Origin of the sequence: Actinosynnema sp. NPDC050436 (assembly GCF_040655415.1) — a bacterium.
Lineage (GTDB): Bacteria > Actinomycetota > Actinomycetes > Mycobacteriales > Pseudonocardiaceae > Actinosynnema.
The window spans coordinates 98982-120107 of sequence record NZ_JBFAJV010000014.1 but is presented as its reverse complement, the minus strand read 5'-3'; the positions used below and the strand labels follow the sequence as shown (position 1 = coordinate 120107).

The window sequence follows — 21126 nt, the reverse complement described above, 5'->3', positions numbered from 1 at the left end:
TTCCCCTTCATCGAAGTGTGCTGGTGCCAAGCCTGACCGGTGGGCGCGCCGGAACAAATCCCGCTGACGAGCCAGTGGAGGTAGCGTCTGCACTACCGCCCGGAAGGGGGTCGGTCGGCCACAATCGACGGCATGACCAGGCTGACTCCCCTGTGGACCGCCGTGCGCTACGTGGTGGTGGGCGCGGTTACGGCATTGCTGTCGATCCTCGCGCTGAGCCTGCTGGGCGTGGTGCTGGCGCTGTGCGTCGTCGGCGTCGGGCTGCCCGCCCTGCCCGAGGCGCTGCGGCTGATCCGACCGCTGGTCGCCTTCGACCGCAAGCGCGCCGCCCGGTTCCTCGGCGAGCCGATCCCCGAGTCCTACCACGTGCTCGACGGGCCGGTGCTCACCCAGGTGGCGACCGCCGCCGCCGACCCGGCCAACCGCCGCGACGTGCTGTGGCTGGCGCTGCACGGGTTCGGCGGGCTGCTGCTCGCCGGCGTGGTGCTCGGGTCCCCGTTCAGCGCGCTGAACAACCTGCTCACCCCTGCTTACTGGTGGCTGGTGCCCGGCGGCGTGGAGACCTCGTTCGGGCTGCTCGTGGACTCGTGGGCGACCGCCGCCGTGACGCCGGTGGCCGGGCTGGTGTTCGCCTGGCTGGCCTGGCAGACGCCCCGGTTCGCCCGCTGGCACGCGCTGGTGGCGCGCAAGCTGCTCGCGCCGGCGGAGGGCGCGCGGCTGGTCGACCGGGTGGCGGAGCTCACCGCGTCGCGCGCGGGCGCGCTGGAGGCGCACGGGGCGGAGCTGCGGCGCATCGAACGTGACCTGCACGACGGCGCGCAGGCCCGGATCGCCGCCGTGGTGATGCAGCTCGGCATCGCCGACCAGATGCGGGAACGCGACCCGGACGCGGCGTTCACGCTGGTCAGGAAGGCACAGGACACGGCGACGGACGCGCTGGCCGAGCTGCGCGAGGTGGTGCGCAGCATCTACCCGCCGGTGCTGTCCGACCGGGGCCTGGACGGCGCGGTGTCGGCCCTGGCGGCCCGCTGCCCGGTGCCGACCGCGCTGGAGGTGGCCCCGATCGGGCGGCAGCCCGCCGCGATCGAGGCGGCGGCGTACTTCATCATCGCCGAGGCGCTGACCAACATCACCAAGCACTCGGCGGCCGACGCCGCCTCGGTCAGCCTCGACGCGTCGGCCGACCGGCTGTTCATCACCGTCCGGGACAACGGCCGGGGTGGTGCGGACGGCGACCTCGGAACGGGTATCGTCGGCATCCAGCGCCGTGCGGACGCGTTCGACGGCCACGCCGACCTGAGCAGCCCGCCAGGCGGGCCGACGGTGTTGCGAGTGGAGCTGCCTTGCGGGTTGTGATCGTCGAGGACGATGTGCTGCTCCGCGAAGGGCTCACGCTGCTGCTGGGCAACGCGGGGATGACCATCGTCGCCGCCGTGGACAACGCCACCGAGTTCCTGGCCGCGATCGCCGACGACCGCCCGGACGCCGTCGTCACCGACGTGCGGCTGCCGCCGACGTTCACCGACGAGGGACTGCGCGCCGCGTCCGAGGCCCGCCGCATCCACCCCGGCCTGCCGGTGCTGGTGCTGTCGGCGTACGTGGAGAACAGCTACGCGGCCGAGCTGCTGGCCGACGGCGCGGGCGGGGTCGGCTACCTGCTCAAGGAGCGGGTCGGCAAGGTCGAGCGGTTCGTGGAGGCGCTGACCCGCGTCGCCGAGGGCGGCACCGCGATGGACCCGGAGGTCATCTCCCAGCTCCTGGTCCGCCGCAAGCCCGACGACCCGCTGGCCACGCTCACCGCGCGGGAGCGCGAGGTGCTCTCGCTGATGGCGGAGGGCCACAACAACGCGACCATCGCGGGCACCCTGGTGGTGAGCGAGGGCGCGGTCCTCAAGCACATCCGCAACATCTTCACCAAGCTCAACCTGCCCAACGACGACGGCGGCCACCGCCGCGTGCAGGCGGTCCTGGCGTACCTGAACGCCTGACCCGGCGTCGTCCGAGGCGCTGCTACGCTCACCGCGTGATCCCCGGTTCGGTGGTGTGGCGAGTCCCGTCCTGTTGACGGCCGCCCACTTCCCGAGCGGAGCCGTCTCCGGACGGCGCAGCTCCCGGAGGCGGTTCCCCGTCACCCGGAGCCCCCGGTGGAACACCACCCCCTCGTCTCCTGGCCGGAACCCGGCCTGATCCGCACGGCCCGGTGGGCGTCCCGCCACCCGGTGCCCGCGTCCCTGGACCCCGCCCACGAGCTGGGCGCCGACCGGCTGCTCCGCCGGCCGCGCGACCGCGCCGTGCTGTGGCGGGGCGACTACCGCACCGCCCGCCAAGTTCTCGCCGCCGTGAAACGCCGCCTCGAACCGCGAGCGGACACCTGCGCCGGGCACCGGCGGGCCACCGCGCGGCGCGCGCTCCTGCTCAGCCGCCTGGCCGTCGAACTGGTCGACCACCGGCTCGCCCTGCGGCACGCGCCGGACGTCGCCGAGGCGTGCCGGCACGTCTACCCGCCGGGCGACCTGGTGATCCCGCTCACCGACCTGCTCGGCGTCCTGGGCGCGCACGAGTGGCGCAGGAAGGGCCTGTGGGTGCCGGCGCTGGGCGCGCGCATCCGCCCCCACTGCGGGGTGTTCGCGCCGACCCGGCAGGAGTACCTGGACCTCGTCGCCACCGCGCCGTGGCCGGACCCGGTGACGGCGTTCGACATCGGCACCGGGACCGGCGTGCCGGCGCTGCTGCTCGCCCGGCGGGGAGCACGGCGCGTGGTGGCCACGGACGTGGCGCCGCGCGCGGTGGCGTGCGCCCGGGAGAACACCGCCGGGCACCCGGTCGAGGTGCTCCGGGCGGACCTGTTCCCGCCGGGCCGGGCAGACCTGGTGGTGTGCAACCCGCCGTGGCGGCCGGGCGTGCCGGTGTCGTCCTTGGACGCCGCCGCGCACGACCCCGGGTCGGCGGTGCTGCGCGGTTTCCTGCGCGGCCTGCCCGATCACCCCACCCCCCGCGGGGAGGGGTGGCTGGTGCCGTCCGACCTGGCCGAACGGCTCGGGCTGCGCTCCCCCACCGAGGTCACCGCCGCGATCAGCGCCGCCGGGCTCGTGCCGGTGGGCCGGCTCGACACCCGGCCCCGGCACCGCGCGCGCCGGGGGCCGTTCGGCGCGCAACGGGCGGCCGAGGTGGTGTCGTTGTGGCGGCTGGTGGCCGCGCGCTGACGGCCACCGGGGTCACCGCTCGGCGTCCAGCAGCCGGTTGAGCACGGTCACGTTCACGGTCGGCTCGCCGAGGAAGCCGGCGGCCCGCCCGGCGGAGCTGTCGGCGACGAGCTGCCGCACCCGGTCCTCGCCCAGGCCGGTCGCGCGGGCCACCCGGGGCACCTGGAGGTCGGCGTAGGCGGGGCTGACGTGCGGGTCCAGGCCGGACGCGGACGCGGTGACGGCGTCTTCGGGGACCCGGTCCTCGGGGACGCCCTCCCGGCGGGCCACCGCCGTGCGGCGCTCGGCGACCACGGCGTCGTGACCGGGGTCGCGCTCGCCCTTGTTCGAGCCGCCGGACGCGGGCAGCGTCGCCGCCGACGGCCGGGTGTGGAACCACCGGTCACCGTCCCGGTCGACGCCGACCAGGGTGGTGTCGACGGCCTCGGCGTTGGCGTGCAGGCCGGGCAGCCGGGAGACCGACCACACGGCGGCGGGGTACAGGACCCCGGTGACGACGGTGAGCAGCAGCAGGACGCGCAGCCCGGCGAGGGCCTGCTTGGCGAAGTCGGACACGTGGGTCACCCGATCCCGGGGATGAGGCGGACGAGCAGGTCGATGAGCCAGATCCCGGCGAACGGCGCGACGACGCCGCCCAGCCCGTAGACCAGCAGGTTGCGCCGCAGCAGCGCGGACGCGCCGGACGGCCGGTAGCGGACCCCGCGCAACGCCAGCGGGATCAGCGCCACGATGACCAGCGCGTTGAAGACGACCGCCGACAGGATCGCCGACCTCGGCGACGCGAGGTGCATCACGTTGAGCCGGTCGAGCTGCGGGTACACGGCCGCGAACATCGCCGGCAGGACGGCGAAGTACTTCGCCAGGTCGTTGGCCACGCTGAAGGTGGTCAACGCGCCCCTGGTGATCAGCAACTGCTTGCCGATGCCCACCACCTCGATCAGCTTGGTGGGGTCGGAGTCCAGGTCCACCATGTTCCCGGCCTCCTTGGCGGCCGAGGTGCCGGTGTTCATGGCCACGCCCACGTCGGACTGGGCCAGCGCCGGGGCGTCGTTGGTGCCGTCGCCGGTCATCGCCACCAGCCGGCCGCCCTCCTGCTCGGCCCGGATCAGCGCCAGCTTGTCCTCCGGCGTCGCCTCGGCCAGGTGGTCGTCCACGCCGGCCTCCTCCGCGATCGCCCTGGCGGTCAGCGGGTTGTCGCCGGTCACCATCACGGTGCGGATGCCCATCGCGCGCAGTTCGGCGAACCGCTCCCTGATCCCGGGCTTGACCACGTCGGACAACCGGATCACGCCGAGCACGTCGGCGCCGTCCGCGACCACGAGCGGGGTGCCGCCCCGCGCGCTGATCCCGTCCACGACCGCGCGCGTCGGCTCGTCCAGGGTGAACGCGCTCGCGGCGCCCTTGCGGATGCGCCGGCCGTCGAGGTCGACGCCGCTCATCCGGGTCTGCGCGGTGAACGGAACGAACTCGCCCGCCCGCTCCGCGTCGGTCGGCCCGGTGGGGCGGCCGTGTTCGGACGCGCACAGCTCGACCACGCTGCGCCCCTCGGGCGTGCCGTCGGCGAGGCTGGACAGCCGCGCGGCGTCGACCAGGACGTCCAGCGGGGTGCCGCGCACCGGGATCAGCTCGGTGGCCCGCCGGTTGCCCCAGGTGATGGTGCCGGTCTTGTCCAGCAGCAGGGTGTCGACGTCGCCCGCCGCCTCGACCGCCTTGCCGGACGTGGCGAGCACGTTGCGCTGCACCAGGCGGTCCATGCCGGCGATGCCGATCGCGGACAGCAGCGCGCCGATCGTGGTGGGGATGAGGCACACCAGCAGCGCGGTCAGCACGACCACGGACTGCTCACCGCCGGAGAAGACCGCGAAGGGCTGCAACGCCACCACGGCCAGCAGGAAGATGATCGTCAAGGTGGACAGCAGGGTGGTCAGCGCCACCTCGTTGGGCGTCTTCTGCCGCCGCGCGCCCTCGACCAGCGCGATCATCCGGTCCACGAACGTCTCCCCGGGCCGGGTGGAGATCCGCACGACGATCCGGTCGGACAGCACGGTGGTGCCGCCGGTGACGGCCGAGCGGTCGCCGCCGGACTCCCGGACGACGGGGGCGGACTCGCCGGTGATGGCCGACTCGTCCACGGTGGCGATGCCCTCCACGACGTCGCCGTCGCCGGGCACCACCTCGCCCGCCTTGACCACGACCAGGTCGCCGACCGCCAGGTCGGTGCCGGCCACGACCCGCCCGTCGGTGAGCCGGGCGACGGTGTCCTCCCTGCTCCTGCGCAGCGATTCGGCCTGTGCCTTGCCCCGGCCCTCGGCGACGGCCTCGGCGAGGTTGGCGAACAGGACGGTGAACCACAGCCACGCGGCGACCGCGACGGTGAACGCGTTCGGGTCGCCGACGGCGAACGCGGTGACCAGGACCGAGCCCACCCAGACGACGAACATGACGGGGTTGCGCACCTGGTGGCGCGGGTGGAGCTTGCGCAGCGCGTCGGGCAGCGACGTGAGCAACTGCCGGGGGGTGAACGCGCCGGCGGACACCCGGTGGCCCGGGTCGCGCGCGGTGCGGTCCCGGAACCCGCCGGGAGTCCTTCGTGGAGTGTCGGTGGTGGTCACAGCAGGGCCTCCGCGATGGGACCGAGGGCGAGAGCGGGGACGAAGGTGAGCGCGGCGACCAGCACGACGCTGCCGCCCAGCAGGGTGCCGAACAACGGGCCCGTGGTGGGCAGCGTCCCGGCGGTGACCGGCACCTTCTTCTGCGCGGCCAGCGACCCGGCCAGGCACAGCACGGCGACGATCGGCACGAACCGGCCCAGCGCCATGCACACCCCCAGGGACGCCTGGAACCAGTCGCTGGTCACCGTGATGCCGGCGAACGCGCTGCCGTTGTTGTTCGAGGCGGACGCGTAGGCGTAGAGCAGCTCGGACAGGCCGTGCGGGCCGGAGTTGGTCAACGCCTCCCGCGTCCCCGGCAGGATCGCGGCGGTGCCCGCGCCGACCAGCAGCACGGTCGGCATGGCCAGGACCGACACGGCGGCGGCGGTCACCTCGCGGCGGCCCAGCTTCTTGCCCAGGTACTCGGGCGTGCGGCCGACCATGAGGCCGGCCAGGAACAGGGCGATCACCGCCATCACCAGGATGCTGTAGAGCCCGGTGCCGACGCCGCCGGGCGTCATCTCGCCGAACAGCATGTTCAGCAGCGTGCCGCCGCCGCCCAGCCCGGTGTACGAGTCGTGCAGCGAGTTCACCGCGCCGGTCGACGTGCCCGTGGTGGAGTCGGCGAACAATGCGCTCGACGGCACGCCGAACCGCAGTTCCTTGCCCTCCAACGGGCGCAGGCCGTGCGCCTCGGCGACCCAGATCACCGCGAGCATCGCCGTCCACAGCGCGCCCATGACGCCCAGCAGCACGCCGCCCTGGCGGCGGTCGCCGACCAGCGTGCCGAACGTGCGGGTCAGGCAGACCGGGATGACCAGGATCAGGAAGACCTCGACGAGGTTGGTCCAGGCGCTGGGATTCTCGAACGGGTGCGCGGAGTTGGCGTTGAGCACGCCGCCCCCGTTGGTGCCGAGCAGCTTGACGACCTCCTGGCTCGCCACGGGCGCGGTGGCCACGGTGTGCCCGTCCACGGTCACGCCCGGTTCGAAGCTCATCACCACGCCGAGCGCCACCAGCACGACGGCGAACACGAGCGCCACCGGCAGCAGGATGCGGACCGTGCCGCGCACCAGGTCGACCCAGAAGTTGCCCAGGCGGTCGGTCCGGTGCCGCACGAACCCGCGCACCAGCGCGACCGCGACGGCCATGCCGACGGCGGCGGACACGAAGTTCTGCACCGTGAGCCCGACCGCCTGGACCGCGTGGCCCAGCACGGTTTCCGGCACGTAGGACTGCCAGTTGGTGTTGGTCACGAAGCTGACGGCGGTGTTGAACGCCATGCCCGGCCCGACGTCGCCCCGGCCGAAGTCGAACGGCAGCACCGACTGGACGCGTTGCAGGACGTAGAGCAGGACGATGCCGACGAACGAGAAACCCAGCACCCCCAACGCGTAGGTGCCCCAGCGCTGCTCGGACGCGGGGTCGACGCGCGCCATCCGGTAGACGGCGCGCTCGAAGCGCGTGTGGCCGGTCACGGTGTAGACGCGCGCCATGTAGTCGCCGAAGGGCCGGTAGACCACGGCGAGGGCGGCGATCAGCAGGCCGACCTGGAGCAGGCCGGCCGCAGTGGACGACATCAGAACTTCTCCGGCCTGATCAGGGCGACGAACAGGTAGCCGAGCAGCGCCAGGGCGAGCACGCCGGCGACCACGTTCGCCACGACTCCCGTGCCGCTCACAGCTTCTCCAGTCCGCGCACGCCGAGCGCCACCAGCGCGAAGATCCCGATCAGCAGCAGCGCATAAGCCAGGTCGGCCATGAACGCGCTCCCTTCCCGACTTCTCCCGGGCCGTCCCATCAGGCCCTGACGCCGGAAAGGGTGCATCGGGAAGCGGGGCGTCTTTACGCGCCTGATGCCGCCTTGACACCCCTCGACGCCATCTTTACGCGCCGTTGATGATCGGGAGACGTGGCTCTCACCAGGCCGTACACCCGGACGAACGAACCCGGCTACCCCGGGTGACGACAGGGCCGGGGCGGTCGCGGTGCCGGGTCAGTCGCGCGGGATCGCCTCGATCCGGGCCAGGTTCCGCTCGCCCCACTCGCCGAGCGGCAGCACGGCGGCCATCAGCGAGCGGCCGAACCCGGTCAGCGAGTACTCGACTCTCGGCGGCACCTCGGGGTGCGACTCGCGGTGCACCAGGCCGGCGTGCTGCAACTCGCGCAGCTGGGTGATCAGCACCCGCTCGCTGATCCCGGGCACCGCGCGGCCCAGCTCGCCGAACCGCAGCGGGTCTTCGAGCAGCTCCCACAGGATCAACGGCTTCCACTTGCCGCCCAGCACGTCGATCGCGGCGTCCAGACCACAGGTGTACTTGCGGTGCTTCACCAGTCCCCCCGGCGAAAAGGTCCGTACCCGGCAAAAAAGACGGTACTTGATCAGCCCCGGCGGTGCTCGCAGCATGGCGGGCACCGACCTCCAGGAGGAGAACCATGAGCAGCACCCCGGTCACCGTGCTCGGCCTCGGCGCGATGGGCCGCGCCCTGGCGGCGGCGTTCGCCGCCGCCGGCCACCGGACGACGGTGTGGAACCGCACGCCCGGCAGGGCCGCCGCGCTGACCGGCGTGGTGGAGGCCCCCGACGTCGCGGCGGCGGTCGCGGCGAGCCCACTGGTCGTCGCGTGCCTGACGACCTACGACGCGACCACGTCCGCGCTGGCCCCGGTCGACCGGCTGCCCGACCTGGTCACGCTCAACTCCGGCACGCCGGCGGGCGCGCGGCGCATGGCGGAGTGGGCCGGGGCGCGGGGCGCGCGGTTCCTGGACGGCGCGATCAAGAACGTGCCGGAGGCCGTGGGCGCACCGGACACGCAGCTCTACTACAGCGGCGACGCCACCGTGTACGCCGAGCACGAGGACGTCCTGCGGGTGCTGGGCGGCGACACGTCGCTGCTGGGCACCGAAGTGGACCTGGCGAAGCTGTACGAGGCGGCGGTGGGCGGGACGCTGCTGCCGGCGCTGGTCGGCTTCCTCCAGGGCGCGGCGCTGGTCACCCGGCGCGGGCTGCCGGCGACATCACTCGTGCCGCACACCGTCAAGTGGCTGGGGATGATCGCGTCCGTGCTGCCGGTGGTGGCCGACGAGGTCGACTCCGGCGACTACACCCGGCTCCAGTCGTCGGTCGGGCTGTTCCACGAGGGCGTCACACAGGACCGCGAGCTGGTGGCGGAGGCCGGGCTCGACGGGCGGTGGCTCGACCCCCTGCACGACCTGCTGCGGCGCGCGGTGGCCGGGGGCAGGCAGGAGCAGAGCGTGTCGGCGCTGGTCGAGCTGCTGCGCGCACCCGTTCGGCCGGATCCGGTCGCCGGTCGGGAGTAGACCTTCACAGTCCACAGTGGACCGGGCCCGGACCGCCCCTGGTCCGGCCCGGTGGGCGGAGGCGATGCCACGTCACGTGGAAATGGCGATCTCGCATGGGCACCGCGGAATGCGGTGACATTGGGAAGGGTGAAGGGCACCATCTGATGTCGTTGACGTAGGGGACACCGCATGGAGGGTTCACCACCCGAGCCTCCGGACCACGGACCGGACGGCTCCGCACCGCCCGCCGACCTCGTGCGCGACCTCGGCGGCCGTTCCGCCGGGCACTCGGACGAGGTGCTCGTGGAGCACCTCCGCGAGCGCGGGTTCACCGACGCCGTGTGGGACGCCCTCCGCACCCGCCTTGTCGTGTACGGCCTGGGGTTCGTTACACCGCTGATCGGGTCCGGGGCGATCTTCGCGAGCTGCCGCCGCCGTGGCCGCCACCTGCACCAACAGCCCGTGCTGCCGGAGGATGCCGAGGAACTGGCGATGGACGTCGTGCAGGACGGCCTCGCCCTGTTCGCCGAGCGCGGCATCGCCGGGCGGCAGTGGTCGCCGACGGGCGGCCTGACGCTGCGGCGGTACTTCGAGAACGCCTGCGTGCTGAGCTTCCCCAACGTCTACCGCAAGTGGCAGCGCGCCCGCCGGGACTGGCAGGACGTCGAGCTGCTCGACGGCTGGGCGCCGGTCGAGCGGTACCAGGGCAGCCGGTCGACGGAGGACGTGGTGGTCGGGCGGGTCGCCGTGGACGCCCTGTTCGAACACCTCGGCCAGGACGCCGGTACGGTGCTCTTCCTGCACCACCAGAACTTCTCGCACGCCGAGATCGCGGAGCTCCTGCGCCTCACGCCGAGAGCGGTGGAGGGACGGCTGCGCCGGGCCCGGCAGACCGCCCGCGCGTCGATCCTGGAAGGAGACCGGTGATGTCGACGACGGACCTCTCGTCCGGGGTGCACCGCCGGACCTCGCCCGCCGAGGTGGCCGGCTCGTCGCTGGCCGACGAGGTGTCGACCGGCCTCGCCGCGCGGGTGAAGCCGGACGCGGCCCGCGCCCTGGTCGAGCGCACCGGGAACACCGGCCCGGCGGCACCCGGCCCCAAGCCCGCGTCGCTGCTGTCCGAGGACGACGTCGCGGCGGCCGTCGCCGGGGACCGCGACGCGGTGCACCACCTGCTCGCCGCAGTCCGCCCGATGGTGGTGCGGTACTGCCGGGCGCGGCTGGGCCGCGACGGCCGGTCGTCCGCCACGTCCGACGACGTCGCCCAGGAGGTGTGCCTGGCGGTGCTCAGCGCCCTGCCGTCCTACCGGGCGCAGGGCCGGCCGTTCCTGGCCTTCGTGTACGGCATCGCCGCGCACAAGGTCGCCGACGCCCACCGCTCGGCCGCGCGCAACCGCTCCGTGCCGGTCGCCGAACCGCCGGACGGCCCCGATCCCGGCGACGGTCCCGAGCAGCGCGCCCTGGCCGGCGACGTGTCCCGCCGCTTGACCGAGCTGCTGCGGGTGCTGCCCGAGAAGCAGCGGGAGATCCTGCTGCTGCGCGTGGTGGTCGGCCTGTCGGCGGAGGAGACGGCGGAGGCGGTGGGCTCGACCCCGGGCGCGGTCCGGGTGGCCCAGCACCGCGCGCTGACCCGCCTGCGCGACACCGTGGCCGCCGACCCCGCCCGCCTCGAACGCTGACCCCCTCACCACCGCAGGCGACCACCGCGCGTCCCTACGATGAGGGGGTGAGACCCGAGGTGCCCGGCTCCCCGAAGTCCGCGCCGGGCCTGCGCGCCGACGCGAGGCACAACCGCGACCGCATCGTCGACGTGGCCCGCGAGCTGTTCGCCGACCGGGGCCTGGACGTGCCGATGGCGGCGGTGGCCCGGCACGCCGGTGTGGGTGTGGCGACGCTCTACCGCCGCTTCCCCACCAAGCGCACCCTGGTCACCGAGGTGTTCGCCGACCAGTTCGGCCTGTGCGGGGCCGCCGTGGACGAGGCGCTGGCCGACCCCGACCCGTGGCGCGGCTTCCGCACCGCCGTCGAGAAGATCACCGCGATGCAGATCGCCGACCGGGGGTTCGGCGCGGCGGTCCTGGCGGCCTTCCCCGGCGTGGTCGACGTGGCCGGGGAACGCCGCCGGGCGCTGGCGAAGGTGGCCGTGCTGATCTCGCGGGCGAAGGCGGCCGGCGCGCTGCGCGCCGACTTCACGCCCGACGACCTGCTCCTGCTGCTGATGGCCAACAACGGCATCGCCGCCACGTCCACCACGGCGAAGGTGGCGGCGTCCCGCCGGCTGGTGGCGTACCTGCTGGACTCGTTCCGGGCGGACCGCGCCGCACCGCTGCCGCCGTCCGTGCGGCTGGACGTGCGGGACGCCCTCTAGCCGCGCCCTCGTCCTGGGCCGGCAGGTCGTGCTCGACCCAGACGTTCGGCTCGACGTAGACGCCGACGTCCGACCCCGTGGACACCAGCACCGGGGCCAGGGCGCCGTCGACCACGTTCTCCCCGTCGACCAGCGCGCCACCGGTCCACGACCGCCACTGGGCCAGGCTGCCGACGACCGTCATGGAGAACGGCGCGACCTTCACCACCCGGCCGCCGAGCCGCTCGTGGGTGCGCAGCCACGGGTGCGCCGGCAGCCCGTCGGGTCGGCGAAGCGCCAGGAACTCCCCCATCGTCAGCACCGGGTGCCGGTCCTTCGACGTCGGCCGCACCGGGATCACCAACCGCCGCAACCCCCGCTCCCGCACCGAATCGCGCAGGTGGGTCAACGCCTCGGCGGCGATCCCGCGCCCCCGGCGCCCGGCGGCGACCTGCACGTCGAGGGCAGCCGCGCACGTCGGCACCCGCCCGTCGAGCGCGTCCTGCACCGCCCAGAGGATCACGCCGTCCCACCCGTGGTCGGGCAGCTCCGTCCGCTCGGAGTCCGGGAACACCAACGGCACCGCGACCGCCCGCGCGGCCGGCACGCCACCGTCGAGCACCACGAGGAAGTGCTCGGGCCACCGCCGCGCCAACCGCCGCGCCCGGACCAGCTCGGCGACCGGGTCGTGCCCCATGAACTCGGCCCCGACCCCGCCGAGCCCCAGCGCGGCTTCCAGCAGGTCGGGCCGCTCGGCCAACGTGGTGACGACCACGACCCACCACTTCGGATCGGCAGGGACTCCCGGAGCGCCGGACGGTGCGGGGACCCGACTCTGCCGGGGCGGGGAGGCACCGACCGGAGCGGCCGGGCGAGGAGTTCTGGTGCCCCCGGTCAGAGTCGAACTGACACTGGACGGATTTTGAGTCCGCTGCCTCTGCCGGTTGGGCTACGGGGGCCAGTGCGAGCACTGTACTGGATCAGGTGGACGCGCTGCCGCGTGCCCCTGGCCGCACCGACGCGCCGGCGGCGGTCGCGGGCGGGCGGTGGTCGGGGGTTACGAGCGGACCAGGCGGGTGATCGCGGCGGAGGCCTCGGCGAGCTTCTCCTCGGCCACCTCGCCGCCCTCGGCGGCGGCCTGGGCGACGCAGTGCTTCAGGTGCTCGTCCAGCAGGCCCAGGGAGACCGCCTGGAGCGCCTTGGTCGCGGCCGAGATCTGGGTCAGCACGTCGATGCAGTACTCGTCGTTCTCGACCATGCGCTGCAGGCCGCGGACCTGTCCCTCGATGCGGCGCAGGCGCTTGAGGTAAGCGTCCTTGTCCGCTGTGTAACCGTGCATCGCTCCCGGCCTTCCCTACCCTGGGCGGGTATCCGACCACCAGGATAGGCCACCCGTCCGGGTGTGACCGGCACCACGTGTGACGCCGAAGGGCGGGCTCACATTTCGGCAGCGGTGGTTTAGCCGGCAAAATGACCCGTCCGGGGGCATCGGACACATTTTCGGGACGAAAGGTTAGGCGATATTCCTTCCGTGCACTATGGTGTCGTCCGAAGCGTGTGGCGCAGATACAAGTAGACGGCAACACGCGCTATGCGAGCACACACGGAGGAACAGTGGCACAGCAGACCGTCGTCCAACTCATCGACGACCTCGACGGCAGCGAAGCCGCCGAGACCGTGACCTTCGCCTTGGACGGTGTGGAGTACTCCATCGACCTCTCCAAGGACAATGCGGACAAGCTCCGCGAGTCCCTGGCCGACTTCGTCGCCAAGGCGCGTCGCGCGGGTGGCCGCAAGCAGCGCAAGGGCACCGGCAAGAGCACGGTAAAGGCTGGTGACAAGGCCCAGGCGCAGGCCATTCGGGACTGGGCACGGGCCCAGGGGCACCAGATCTCGGACCGGGGCCGCATTCCCCAGGGCCTGGTCGTGCAGTTCCAGGAAGCCCACGCCTCCTGAGCCGCTCCGGGCGTTTTCCCCTGCGGCGCGACCACGCCCGCCGCAGGGGAAAACCCGGGCCGACCGCAGCTCGTCGGCGGAAACCGCAGGTCAGGGCATTCAGTCCCGGCCGGGAAACCCGGTGCCGAGCAGCCGGAGCAGGGCGGTCGCCTTGACCGCCGTCTCCTCGAATTCCTCGGCGGGGTCGGACAGCGCGATGACCGCGCCGCCCACGCCGAAACTCACCTTGTCCCGGTCGGCCACCAGCGTCCTGATGACGATGCTGAAGTCGGCCGTTCCGGACAGCGAGAAGTAACCCAGCGCACCCGAGTAGACACCACGCGGCCCGGCTTCCAGCCCGTCGATGATCTGCATTGTCCGGATCTTGGGCGCCCCGGTCATCGACCCGCCGGGGAACGCGGCCCTAACTGCGGAGACGGCCGAAGCGCCGGCCCGAAGACGCGCCCGAACGGTGCTGACGAGCTGGTGCACCGTGGCGTAGGTCTCCACCGCGAAGATCCTGGGCACCTCGACGCTGCCCACTTCCGCGCAATGGCCCAGATCATTGCGGACCAGGTCCACGATCATGAGGTTCTCGGCCCGGTCCTTCTCGCTGGTGGCCAACGACGTGCGCAAAGCCCGGTCGGCGGCGGGGGTCGCGCCGCGCGGGCGGGTGCCCTTGATTGGCTCGGATTCGACGACACCCTCCCGGTCGATCCGGATGAACCGCTCGGGTGAAGTGCTGAGCACGCACAGCGCGTCGAAACGGAGCAACGCCCCGAACGGCGCCGGGCTTTCCGCGCGCAGGAACCGGTACGCCTCCCACGGGTCGACCCGGCCGTGCCAGGCGACCTCGTTGGTCAGGCACACCTCATAGCTCTCGCCCTCGGTGATGGCCTCTTGGCACGCGTCCACGAGTTTCAGGTATTGGGCCCGGTTGTGGCGCAGTCGCACGGACTCGGCGACCGCCCCTGAAACAGGTGCCGGCGGGCTATCGCCGACACGGGTGAGCAACGCCGCCGTTCGGTCCAACCACCCGTCCGCGTCGGTGAGCGCCAACAGGTGGACGCACCGCTCCAGATGGTCGAAGACCAGCGCCCGATCGGCGAACACGAACGCGGCATCCGGTTGCTCCGAACGGTGCGCCGCGTCGCCCCCGCATTCCGCTTTCATCTCGTACCCGAGGTAGCCGACCCACCCGAGGTGGAACTCGAACGGCACGTCCGGGACCGCCGTCCGATTGGCCGCGAGGTCCGCCGCCAACCAGTCGAAGAACGGCCCCTGGAACTGCTCGTCGCCGGACGATCCGCTGCGAACCGTGACCGAGCCGGTCGACACGTCGTAGGTGGCGATGCGCGCCAGCGGCCCTCCGGCGTCGCCCATGACCGAGAACCGGCCGCGCGCCCCCACCTCGCTGCTGTCGAGCCAGAAGGCGGTGGAGGAGGCCCCGTACAGCTCCGCGAACACCCGTTCCGGTGACGGGTGCAGTTCGACCTTCCGCACGGTGACCGCCCGCGTCTCAGCAGGCGTGGGCACGGCGGCCGTTGGCGGGGCCGGACGCGCGGTAGCGAAAGACGTGGCGGCAGGCACGGCGGCAGCGGGTGCAACGGCGGCGGGCACGGCGGTGGTGGCGTGGGCGGTGGCCAGGTCGCGGAAGTTGGCCAGCAGGCCGTGGCCGTGGGCGGTGGCGATCGACTCGGGGTGGAACTGCACGCCCCACGCGGGCCGGTCGAGGGCGCGCACGCCCATCAGCACGCCGTCGGACTCCGACCAGGCCACCGCCTCCAGCGACGGCGGCAGGTCCGTCACGGCCAGCGAGTGGTAGCGCACCGCCGTCAGCGGCGAGGGCAGCCCGGCGAACAGGTCGACGCCCGTGTGCCGGACCTGGTCGACCACGCCGTGCCGGGGCGTGACCAGGCCGACCGACGCGCCGTGCGCGAGGCACAGGCCCTGGTGCCCGAGGCAGACGCCGAGCAGCGGCAGGTCGCCGTGGTCGACCACGGCGCGGCACAGGCCGAAGTCGGCGGGGTTGCCCGGCCGGCCGGGGCCGGGCGAGATCACCACGGCGTCGAACCGGCGCAGGTCGGACAGGCGGAACCGGGGGTCGTCGTTGCGCACGACGACGGGTTCGCCCCCGTTCACCTCCGCCAGGTACTGGAACAGGGTGAACGTGAACGAGTCGTAGTTGTCGATGAGCAGGGTCCGCATGGCAACACAGCACGGTACCTGGCAAAACACCCGAACGGACCACCTCGGGCGGCACCGGACCGGAGAGGCCGGACACACCCGGCCCCTCCGGTCACCGCGGCCGATCAGTCCAGGTGGAAGCGGTCCGCGACGGCGAGCGCCGCCAACTGCTCGCGGGTGAACACCTGGCCGTCCAGCGCCGGGTGCCCGCTGCGCCGGAACTCGGCGGACTGCCCGATCGACACCAGCGTGCCGTCCGGGTGCCGGTAGATCACCAGCTCGTCCATCTCGGACTCCTCGGCCGGGTCCCGGACGAGCAGGCCGACCTGCTTCCCACCCACGTCGACCACCTGGCAGGCACCCCGGATGGCCCAGGTGGCCTCCTTGGCGTCGCACGGCGTGGCGATGGTGGACAGGCGGTTGCCCCTGGTCTCGACCTGGATCCACAGCCGCCCGACGCCCGGTGCCCCGTCCTGCACCACCGGGGTCGTCGCCAGGTACTCCCACACCTGCCGGTCGCCGTCGACGTAGGAGTCGAACTGGGACTGGGCGTAGCGCATCGGCCCGGCCCACTGCTCCGCGACGGCCTCCTTGTCCACGGCCTGGTACGTCGGCGGGAGCGACGACCCCAGCTCGTTGAGCAGCGTCACGGACTTGACCGCGCGCGGCCCGCTGGTCGCGGTCCGGTCGGTCTGCCCGTCCGGCCACGGCGTCTCGGTCGACCCCGAAGTCCCGGACGGCGCGGACGTCCCGGTGGTCGTGGCGGGCAGCCCGGTCGGCGTCACCCCCGACCCACCCGCCTGGAGCACCGGTCCCGCGCCGGCCCCGCCGGTGACCTGCGGCACCAGCACCGCGCCCACGGTGATCGCCACCACGGCCAGGCCCGCCACCGCGCCGCCCCAGGCCGCCTTGCGCCGGCGCCGGGCGTTCCGGCCGGCCTCCAGCGCGGCGTCGGGGCTCATCGGAGGCGGCGGGCTGCTCGCCACCATCGCGTCGTGCAACGCGCTCTTCAGCTCGTCCTCGTTCATCGCACCACTTCTCCCTGCTGCGGGGTGATCAGGCCGCGCAGCGTCTGCAGCCCCCGCGCGGCCTGGCTCTTCACCGTTCCCTCGGAACAGCGCAACGCCCTGGCGGTCTCCTCGACCGACAGGTCTTCCCAGTACCGCAGGACCAGGACCGCGCGCTGCCTCGGCGGCACCTCCGCCAGCGCTTCGAGGAGCACCAGCCGGTCCTCCACCGACCCCCGACCGACGCCCTCGGCCTCCGGCGTCGAGTCGCTCACGCGTTCCCTGCGGAACCACCCCCGGCGCAGCTCGGACACGAACGTCCGGACCAGCGTCCGCCGGGTGTAGGCGTCGAGTGCCTCGTGCCGGTCGATCCTCGGCCACGCCACGTAGAGCTTGGCGAACGCGGCCTGGACCAGGTCCTCCGCACGGTGCCAGTCGTGGCACAGCAGGTACGCCGTGCCCCGCATGGCGTCGGACCGCGCCGCGAAGTACTCCGCGAACGCGGTGTCCCGATCACTCATCTGTCTCCCCAATCCCGCGGTACCGGGTTAGTCACGCCGCCGGCGACCCGGGCGGTTGCACGTGCGCCCGGAATTTCGTGGAGACTTGGCCGCACACCACCGGGAGGCCGCGAGTTGTTCATCGTGCTGTTCGCCGTCGTCATGGGCGCGGCCCACTACTACGTCTGGCGGCGCGCGGTCCGCGACACCACCCCTCCCGGCCGGGCGCGGCGGATCGGCACGGCGGTCGTGGTGGGCCTGTTCGCGCTGCTGGTCGCGGGCGTGGCCACGAACGTAGGCGTCCTGGCCTGGCCGGGCTACCTGTGGCTGGCGTGCGTGTTCTACCTGGCGCTGCTGTTCGCCGTGCTGGAGGTGCCGCGCGCGTTGCTCAACCGCGCCGCCCGCCGCCGGTCCGCGCCCGTCCCCGCGCACGACGCGGCCGTCCCCGCCGCCGACGTGGCCGAGCCCTCGGCCGACGTGCCCGCGCGGGAGCCGGCCGGCACCACGACGGGCACCGAAGCAGGCACCCCGCCCGGTGCGCCGGACGGGCCGAGCAGGCGGCTGTTCATCGCGCGGTCGCTGGCCGCCGTCGGCGGGGTGGCCGCCGTGGGGGTGGTCGGCTACGGCGCGACCCAGGCGCTGGGCGACCCGCTGGTCAAGCGGGTGCCCGTCGCGCTGGCCAAGCTCGACCCGAAGCTGTCCGGCTACCGCATCGCCGTGGTGAGCGACATCCACCTGGGCCCGCTGCTGGGCCGTTCGCACACCGAGCGCATCGTGCGGATGATCAACGAGCAGCAGGTCGACCTGGTGGCGGTCGTCGGCGACCTGGTGGACGGCACGGTCGAGGAGCTGGGCGAGGCGGCGGCTCCGCTGCGCGACCTGGTGAGCACGCACGGCTCCTACTTCGTCACCGGCAACCACGAGTACTACTCGGGCGCGGAGCCGTGGCTGACCGAGCTGGACCGGCTCGGCGTGCACCCGCTGCGCAACGAGCGGCTGCGCGTCGAGCGGGCCGGCGCCGGGTTCGACCTCGCCGGGGTCAACGACGTCACCGGGCGCTCCTTCGACGACGGCCCGGACTTCGCGCGGGCGCTGGGCGGGCGCGACCGGAGCAACCCGGTGGTGCTGTTGGCGCACCAGCCGGTGCAGGCGCGCGAAGCCGCCGCGCACGGCGTGGACCTCCAGCTCTCCGGCCACACGCACGGCGGCCAGATGTTCCCGTTCCACCTCGCGGTCGGCTTGCAGCAGCCCGTCCGCAGCGGTCTGGCCACCGTCGACGGCACGCAGGTGTACACCAGCAACGGCGCCGGGTTCTGGGGCCCACCGGTCCGCGTGGGCGCCCCGCCGGACATCACGGTGGTGGAGCTGCATCACAACTTCGCCGGCCGATAGGGCGTTCTTCACCTGGACCGCCTAGAGTGGACGGCCGTGCCAGCACGCGGTTGCGGAGGGGGACCCCTAGCGAGATGAAGACGAGCTTTGCCGGCCAACGGCTCCACCACGAGGCAACAGCTCGTATTCGTCGTTTCCTGGACGGTGAGCGACCCGCCACCCCCTGCCTGGTCATCGACCTGCCCACGGTCCGCGACCGGTTCACCGCGCTGCGCGACGCGCTGCCCGGCGTGGGCATCTTCTACGCGGTCAAGGCCAACCCGACGCCCGAGGTCGTCGGCCTGCTGGCCGCCGAGGGGTCGAGCTTCGACGTCGCCAGCCCCCGCGAGATCGACCTGTGCCTGGCGCAGGGCGCGCGGCCGGCGGCGATCTCCTACAGCAACCCCATCAAGAAGGCCCGGGACATCGCCTACGCGCACGGTCGCGGCGTGCGGCTGTTCGTGTCGGACAGCGAGCAGGACGTGCGGGCGGTGGCCGAGCACGCCCCCGGCGCGTCGGTGATGCTGCGGATCCTGGTGGACGCCAACACCTCCACCTACCCGTTCGGCAAGAAGTTCGGCTGCGCGCCGGAGATGGCGACCGACCTCCTGCGCCTCGCGCGGGACCTCGGCCTGGTGCCGCTGGGCGTGGCGTTCCACGCCGGCTCGCAGCAGCTCGACCCGACCGGGTGGGACGCCGCGATCGCCGACGCCGCCGAGGTGACCGCGAAGCTGCGCGCCGAGGGCGTCGAGCTGTCGACGGTGAACCTGGGCGGCGGGCTGCCCGCCGGGTACCTGGACCCGCTGCCGCCGCTGGCCGACTACGCCGCCGCCATCACCGCGTCGGTCGCCCGGCACTTCGGGGCCTTCGCGCCGGCGGTGATGGTCGAGCCGGGTCGCGCGCTGGTGGCCGAGTCCGGGGTGCTGCGCTCCGAGGTCGTGCTCGTGTCGCGCAAGTCCTATGCGGACGAGCGCCGCTGGGTGTTCCTCGACGTCGGCCGCTACGGCGGCCTCGCGGAGACCGAGGGCGAGGCGATCGCCTACCCGCTGCGGACCAGCCGCGACGGCGGGCCGACCGGTCCCGTCGTGATCGCGGGGCCGACGTGCGACGCGGACGACGTGCTGTACCAGAACACGTGCTACGAGCTGCCCCTGGACCTCCGGGCCGGCGACCACGTGGACCTGCTGTGCGCCGGGGCGTACACCGCGAGCTACTCCTCCGTGGCCTTCAACGGCTTCGAGCCGTTGGCCACCTACTGCGTGCGATGAGCGCGCTCCTGCCCGTAAGACGCACGACCCCTTCTCAAGATGTTTGGAGTGATTGATGTCCGAACTCCCGTGCGAAGTCGAGCCGGTCGGCTTGTTCGCAGGACAGCACGTGCTCGCCGAACTCGAAGGCGTGAGCCCCGAACTGCTGGACGACGAGCAGTTCCTGCGGCACGCCCTCGGCGAAGCGCTCACCCAGGCCGGCGCGACCGTGTTGGAGGTGGTCTCCAAGCAGTTCGAGCCGCAGGGGGTCACCGTCCTGGCCCTGCTGTCGGAGTCGCACGCGTCCATCCACACCTACCCGGAAGTCGGCGCGGTGTTCGTGGACGTGTTCACCTGCGGCACGCGCGCCAAGCCCGCGCTCGCGGTGCAGTTGCTGGCCACCGCGCTGGGTGCTGCGTCCGCACGGACGGACACGATCAGGCGGGGCACCCAGGTGCCCGCCCTGGTGGGCGAGGAGCAGGCGTGATCAAGGAACCGCTCGGTGCCGGCCTGAACCGGCTCTGGGACGTCGAGGACGTCGTGGTGGACACCACGACCGAGTTCCAGCACCTCGTCATCGCGCGCACCGCGCAGGGGTTGTCGCTGTTCTGCGACGACGACCGGCAGAGCACCGAGTTCAGCCAGCTGACCTACCACGAGGCGCTGATGGTGCCGGCGCTGCTGCTCGCCGACCGCGTCGACCGGGTCCTGGTCATCGGGTCGAGCGAGGGCGTGGTGTGCCGGATGGCCGTCGCGGCCGGCGCGTCGGTGGTCGACCACATCGACATCGACGAAGAAGCCGTGAAGCTGTGCGCGGAGCACCTGCCGTACGGCTACACGCAGGCGGAACTCGCCGCCGCCGAGCAGGGCGACGGCGCGATCCGCGTGCGGTACACCGACGGGTGGGAGCACATCCGCACCACCTCCGAGCGCTACGACATCGTCCTGGTGGACCTGCCGGACGAGCGCGAGGAGGAGGCGCAGCACAACCGCCTGTACGGCGAGGAGTTCCTGCGCATGTGCAAGGCGCTGCTCACGCCGGGCGGCGTGGTGGTGACGCAGGCCGGCTGCCAGACGATGTGGCGCAACGGCACGCTGATCCGCTCGTGGCAGCGGTTCAACGACGTGTTCGGCACGGTCGCGTACTACGGCTCGGACGAGCACGAGTGGGCGTACCTGTTCGGCCGCGCCGACGAGGTCGCCGACCCGACCGCGCTGATGACCGAGCGCCTGCCCGCGTGCGGGTACCGCCCGGAGACGATCGACGACCTGGCACTGCTGGGCAACTCGATCCCGCCGTACCTGGTGCGCCACTCCCTGGCCTGACCGGTCCGCGCCGAGGCCCGCTCCCGTTGTGCTGCAAGGGGAGCGGGCCT

22 protein-coding genes, 1 tRNA gene and 1 pseudogene are annotated in these 21126 nt (G+C 73.1%); 12 read left to right on the top strand and 12 right to left on the bottom strand.

What is annotated here, in order from left to right:
- The first annotated feature begins 132 nt into the window (after nucleotides 1-132).
- From AB0I60_RS29200 to AB0I60_RS29190, 3 genes are all read left to right on the top strand, one after another.
- Nucleotides 133-1356: a sensor histidine kinase gene (locus AB0I60_RS29200; protein ID WP_360735237.1), complete on the top strand. Its 1224-nt coding sequence runs from the start codon at nucleotides 133-135 to the stop codon at nucleotides 1354-1356.
- Nucleotides 1344-1988: a response regulator transcription factor gene (locus AB0I60_RS29195; protein ID WP_360735235.1), complete on the top strand. Its 645-nt coding sequence runs from the start codon at nucleotides 1344-1346 to the stop codon at nucleotides 1986-1988. Before AB0I60_RS29200 ends, AB0I60_RS29195 begins: the two co-directional genes overlap by 13 nt.
- A 156-nt stretch (nucleotides 1989-2144) precedes the next feature.
- Nucleotides 2145-3203, top strand: a complete 1059-nt coding sequence (locus AB0I60_RS29190; RefSeq protein WP_360735233.1) for a class I SAM-dependent methyltransferase — start codon at nucleotides 2145-2147, stop codon at nucleotides 3201-3203.
- 12 nt (nucleotides 3204-3215) lie between these two features.
- Here AB0I60_RS29190 and AB0I60_RS29185 read toward each other — a convergent pair whose 3' ends face one another.
- The 6 genes from AB0I60_RS29185 to AB0I60_RS29160 form a co-directional block, all read right to left on the bottom strand.
- Nucleotides 3216-3758 carry a potassium-transporting ATPase subunit C gene (locus AB0I60_RS29185; protein WP_360735231.1) on the bottom strand — a complete coding sequence of 181 codons (543 nt, stop codon included), beginning with the start codon at nucleotides 3756-3758 and terminating at the stop codon, nucleotides 3216-3218.
- 5 nt (nucleotides 3759-3763) lie between these two features.
- Entirely contained in the window at nucleotides 3764-5740 is a 1977-nt protein-coding gene (gene kdpB / locus AB0I60_RS29180) for a potassium-transporting ATPase subunit KdpB (RefSeq protein ID WP_360735355.1), read from the bottom strand.
- 71 nt (nucleotides 5741-5811) lie between these two features.
- A complete protein-coding gene (gene kdpA, locus AB0I60_RS29175; protein WP_360735229.1) occupies nucleotides 5812-7434 on the bottom strand; it encodes a potassium-transporting ATPase subunit KdpA in 1623 nt (540 codons plus the stop codon).
- Nucleotides 7434-7535, bottom strand: a complete 102-nt coding sequence (kdpF, locus tag AB0I60_RS29170; RefSeq protein ID WP_360735227.1) for a K(+)-transporting ATPase subunit F — start codon at nucleotides 7533-7535, stop codon at nucleotides 7434-7436. Before kdpF ends, kdpA begins: the two co-directional genes overlap by 1 nt.
- Nucleotides 7532-7654 (bottom strand): hypothetical protein, encoded by a 123-nt coding sequence (locus tag AB0I60_RS29165; protein ID WP_360735225.1) that lies wholly within the window; start codon nucleotides 7652-7654, stop codon nucleotides 7532-7534. The genes kdpF and AB0I60_RS29165 overlap by 4 nt, the downstream gene beginning before the upstream one ends.
- A 195-nt stretch (nucleotides 7655-7849) precedes the next feature.
- A complete protein-coding gene (locus AB0I60_RS29160; RefSeq protein ID WP_360735353.1) occupies nucleotides 7850-8188 on the bottom strand; it encodes a helix-turn-helix domain-containing protein in 339 nt (112 codons plus the stop codon).
- Nucleotides 8189-8289: 101 nt separating this feature from the next.
- Between AB0I60_RS29160 and AB0I60_RS29155 the strand changes: the two genes are divergently transcribed.
- The 4 genes from AB0I60_RS29155 to AB0I60_RS29140 all read left to right on the top strand — a co-directional run bounded on the left by AB0I60_RS29155 (nucleotide 8290) and on the right by AB0I60_RS29140 (nucleotide 11524).
- Nucleotides 8290-9174, top strand: coding sequence for an NAD(P)-binding domain-containing protein (locus AB0I60_RS29155; RefSeq protein WP_360735223.1), 885 nt, complete (start codon nucleotides 8290-8292; stop codon nucleotides 9172-9174).
- A gap of 171 nt (nucleotides 9175-9345) precedes the next feature.
- A complete protein-coding gene (locus tag AB0I60_RS29150; RefSeq protein ID WP_360735221.1) occupies nucleotides 9346-10083 on the top strand; it encodes a sigma factor-like helix-turn-helix DNA-binding protein in 738 nt (245 codons plus the stop codon).
- 185 nt (nucleotides 10084-10268) lie between these two features.
- Nucleotides 10269-10835 (top strand): RNA polymerase sigma factor ShbA, encoded by a 567-nt coding sequence (gene shbA / locus AB0I60_RS29145; protein ID WP_360735351.1) that lies wholly within the window; start codon nucleotides 10269-10271, stop codon nucleotides 10833-10835.
- Nucleotides 10836-10882: 47 nt separating this feature from the next.
- Nucleotides 10883-11524: a helix-turn-helix domain-containing protein gene (locus tag AB0I60_RS29140; RefSeq protein ID WP_360735219.1), complete on the top strand. Its 642-nt coding sequence runs from the start codon at nucleotides 10883-10885 to the stop codon at nucleotides 11522-11524.
- A gap of 319 nt (nucleotides 11525-11843) precedes the next feature.
- Here the strand turns inward: AB0I60_RS29140 and AB0I60_RS29135 are convergent.
- The 3 genes and pseudogenes from AB0I60_RS29135 to AB0I60_RS29125 form a co-directional block, all read right to left on the bottom strand.
- Nucleotides 11844-12200 (bottom strand): annotated as a pseudogene (locus AB0I60_RS29135) (GNAT family N-acetyltransferase); the annotation flags it as partial.
- Nucleotides 12201-12385: 185 nt separating this feature from the next.
- Nucleotides 12386-12462, bottom strand: a tRNA-Leu gene (locus AB0I60_RS29130).
- Between the two features lie 98 nt (nucleotides 12463-12560).
- Nucleotides 12561-12842 carry a metal-sensitive transcriptional regulator gene (locus tag AB0I60_RS29125; protein WP_360735217.1) on the bottom strand — a complete coding sequence of 94 codons (282 nt, stop codon included), beginning with the start codon at nucleotides 12840-12842 and terminating at the stop codon, nucleotides 12561-12563.
- Nucleotides 12843-13117: 275 nt separating this feature from the next.
- On the opposite strand from AB0I60_RS29125, the gene AB0I60_RS29120 reads away from it, so the two are divergent.
- Nucleotides 13118-13459, top strand: coding sequence for an Lsr2 family protein (locus AB0I60_RS29120; protein ID WP_015104119.1), 342 nt, complete (start codon nucleotides 13118-13120; stop codon nucleotides 13457-13459).
- 99 nt (nucleotides 13460-13558) lie between these two features.
- Here the strand turns inward: AB0I60_RS29120 and pabB are convergent, their stop codons facing one another.
- The 3 genes from pabB to AB0I60_RS29105 form a co-directional block, all read right to left on the bottom strand.
- A complete protein-coding gene (gene pabB / locus AB0I60_RS29115) occupies nucleotides 13559-15646 on the bottom strand; it encodes an aminodeoxychorismate synthase component I (RefSeq protein WP_360735215.1) in 2088 nt (695 codons plus the stop codon).
- Between the two features lie 104 nt (nucleotides 15647-15750).
- Nucleotides 15751-16653 carry a hypothetical protein gene (locus tag AB0I60_RS29110; RefSeq protein WP_360735213.1) on the bottom strand — a complete coding sequence of 301 codons (903 nt, stop codon included), beginning with the start codon at nucleotides 16651-16653 and terminating at the stop codon, nucleotides 15751-15753.
- A complete protein-coding gene (locus AB0I60_RS29105) occupies nucleotides 16650-17153 on the bottom strand; it encodes a SigE family RNA polymerase sigma factor (RefSeq protein ID WP_360735211.1) in 504 nt (167 codons plus the stop codon). Before AB0I60_RS29105 ends, AB0I60_RS29110 begins: the two co-directional genes overlap by 4 nt.
- Before the next feature lie 123 nt (nucleotides 17154-17276).
- On the opposite strand from AB0I60_RS29105, the gene AB0I60_RS29100 reads away from it, so the two are divergent.
- The 4 genes from AB0I60_RS29100 (at nucleotide 17277) to AB0I60_RS29085 (ending at nucleotide 21076) form a co-directional block, all read left to right on the top strand.
- Complete coding sequence (locus AB0I60_RS29100; protein WP_360735349.1) at nucleotides 17277-18524, top strand: metallophosphoesterase; 1248 nt, start codon at nucleotides 17277-17279, stop codon at nucleotides 18522-18524.
- Between the two features lie 74 nt (nucleotides 18525-18598).
- Nucleotides 18599-19771 carry a type III PLP-dependent enzyme gene (locus tag AB0I60_RS29095; RefSeq protein WP_360735209.1) on the top strand — a complete coding sequence of 391 codons (1173 nt, stop codon included), beginning with the start codon at nucleotides 18599-18601 and terminating at the stop codon, nucleotides 19769-19771.
- 55 nt (nucleotides 19772-19826) lie between these two features.
- Nucleotides 19827-20237, top strand: a complete 411-nt coding sequence (gene speD / locus AB0I60_RS29090) for an adenosylmethionine decarboxylase (protein ID WP_360735207.1) — start codon at nucleotides 19827-19829, stop codon at nucleotides 20235-20237.
- Entirely contained in the window at nucleotides 20234-21076 is an 843-nt protein-coding gene (locus AB0I60_RS29085; protein ID WP_360735205.1) for a spermidine synthase, read from the top strand. Before speD ends, AB0I60_RS29085 begins: the two co-directional genes overlap by 4 nt.
- The last annotated feature ends 50 nt before the right edge of the window (nucleotides 21077-21126 follow it).

What these genes read in the sequence shown, in the direction of transcription:
- pabB (WP_360735215.1), bottom strand. Translation starts at nt 15,646, where the DNA reads ATGCGGACCCTGCTCATCGACAACTACGACTCGTTCACGTTCACCCTG.
- AB0I60_RS29150 (WP_360735221.1), top strand. Translation starts at nt 9,346, where the DNA reads ATGGAGGGTTCACCACCCGAGCCTCCGGACCACGGACCGGACGGCTCC.
- AB0I60_RS29105 (WP_360735211.1), bottom strand. Translation starts at nt 17,153, where the DNA reads ATGAGTGATCGGGACACCGCGTTCGCGGAGTACTTCGCGGCGCGGTCC.
- AB0I60_RS29165 (WP_360735225.1), bottom strand. Translation starts at nt 7,654, where the DNA reads ATGGGACGGCCCGGGAGAAGTCGGGAAGGGAGCGCGTTCATGGCCGAC.
- AB0I60_RS29200 (WP_360735237.1), top strand. Translation starts at nt 133, where the DNA reads ATGACCAGGCTGACTCCCCTGTGGACCGCCGTGCGCTACGTGGTGGTG.
- kdpA (WP_360735229.1), bottom strand. Translation starts at nt 7,434, where the DNA reads ATGTCGTCCACTGCGGCCGGCCTGCTCCAGGTCGGCCTGCTGATCGCC.
- AB0I60_RS29125 (WP_360735217.1), bottom strand. Translation starts at nt 12,842, where the DNA reads ATGCACGGTTACACAGCGGACAAGGACGCTTACCTCAAGCGCCTGCGC.
- speD (WP_360735207.1), top strand. Translation starts at nt 19,827, where the DNA reads ATGTCCGAACTCCCGTGCGAAGTCGAGCCGGTCGGCTTGTTCGCAGGA.
- AB0I60_RS29155 (WP_360735223.1), top strand. Translation starts at nt 8,290, where the DNA reads ATGAGCAGCACCCCGGTCACCGTGCTCGGCCTCGGCGCGATGGGCCGC.
- AB0I60_RS29095 (WP_360735209.1), top strand. Translation starts at nt 18,599, where the DNA reads ATGAAGACGAGCTTTGCCGGCCAACGGCTCCACCACGAGGCAACAGCT.
- AB0I60_RS29110 (WP_360735213.1), bottom strand. Translation starts at nt 16,653, where the DNA reads ATGAACGAGGACGAGCTGAAGAGCGCGTTGCACGACGCGATGGTGGCG.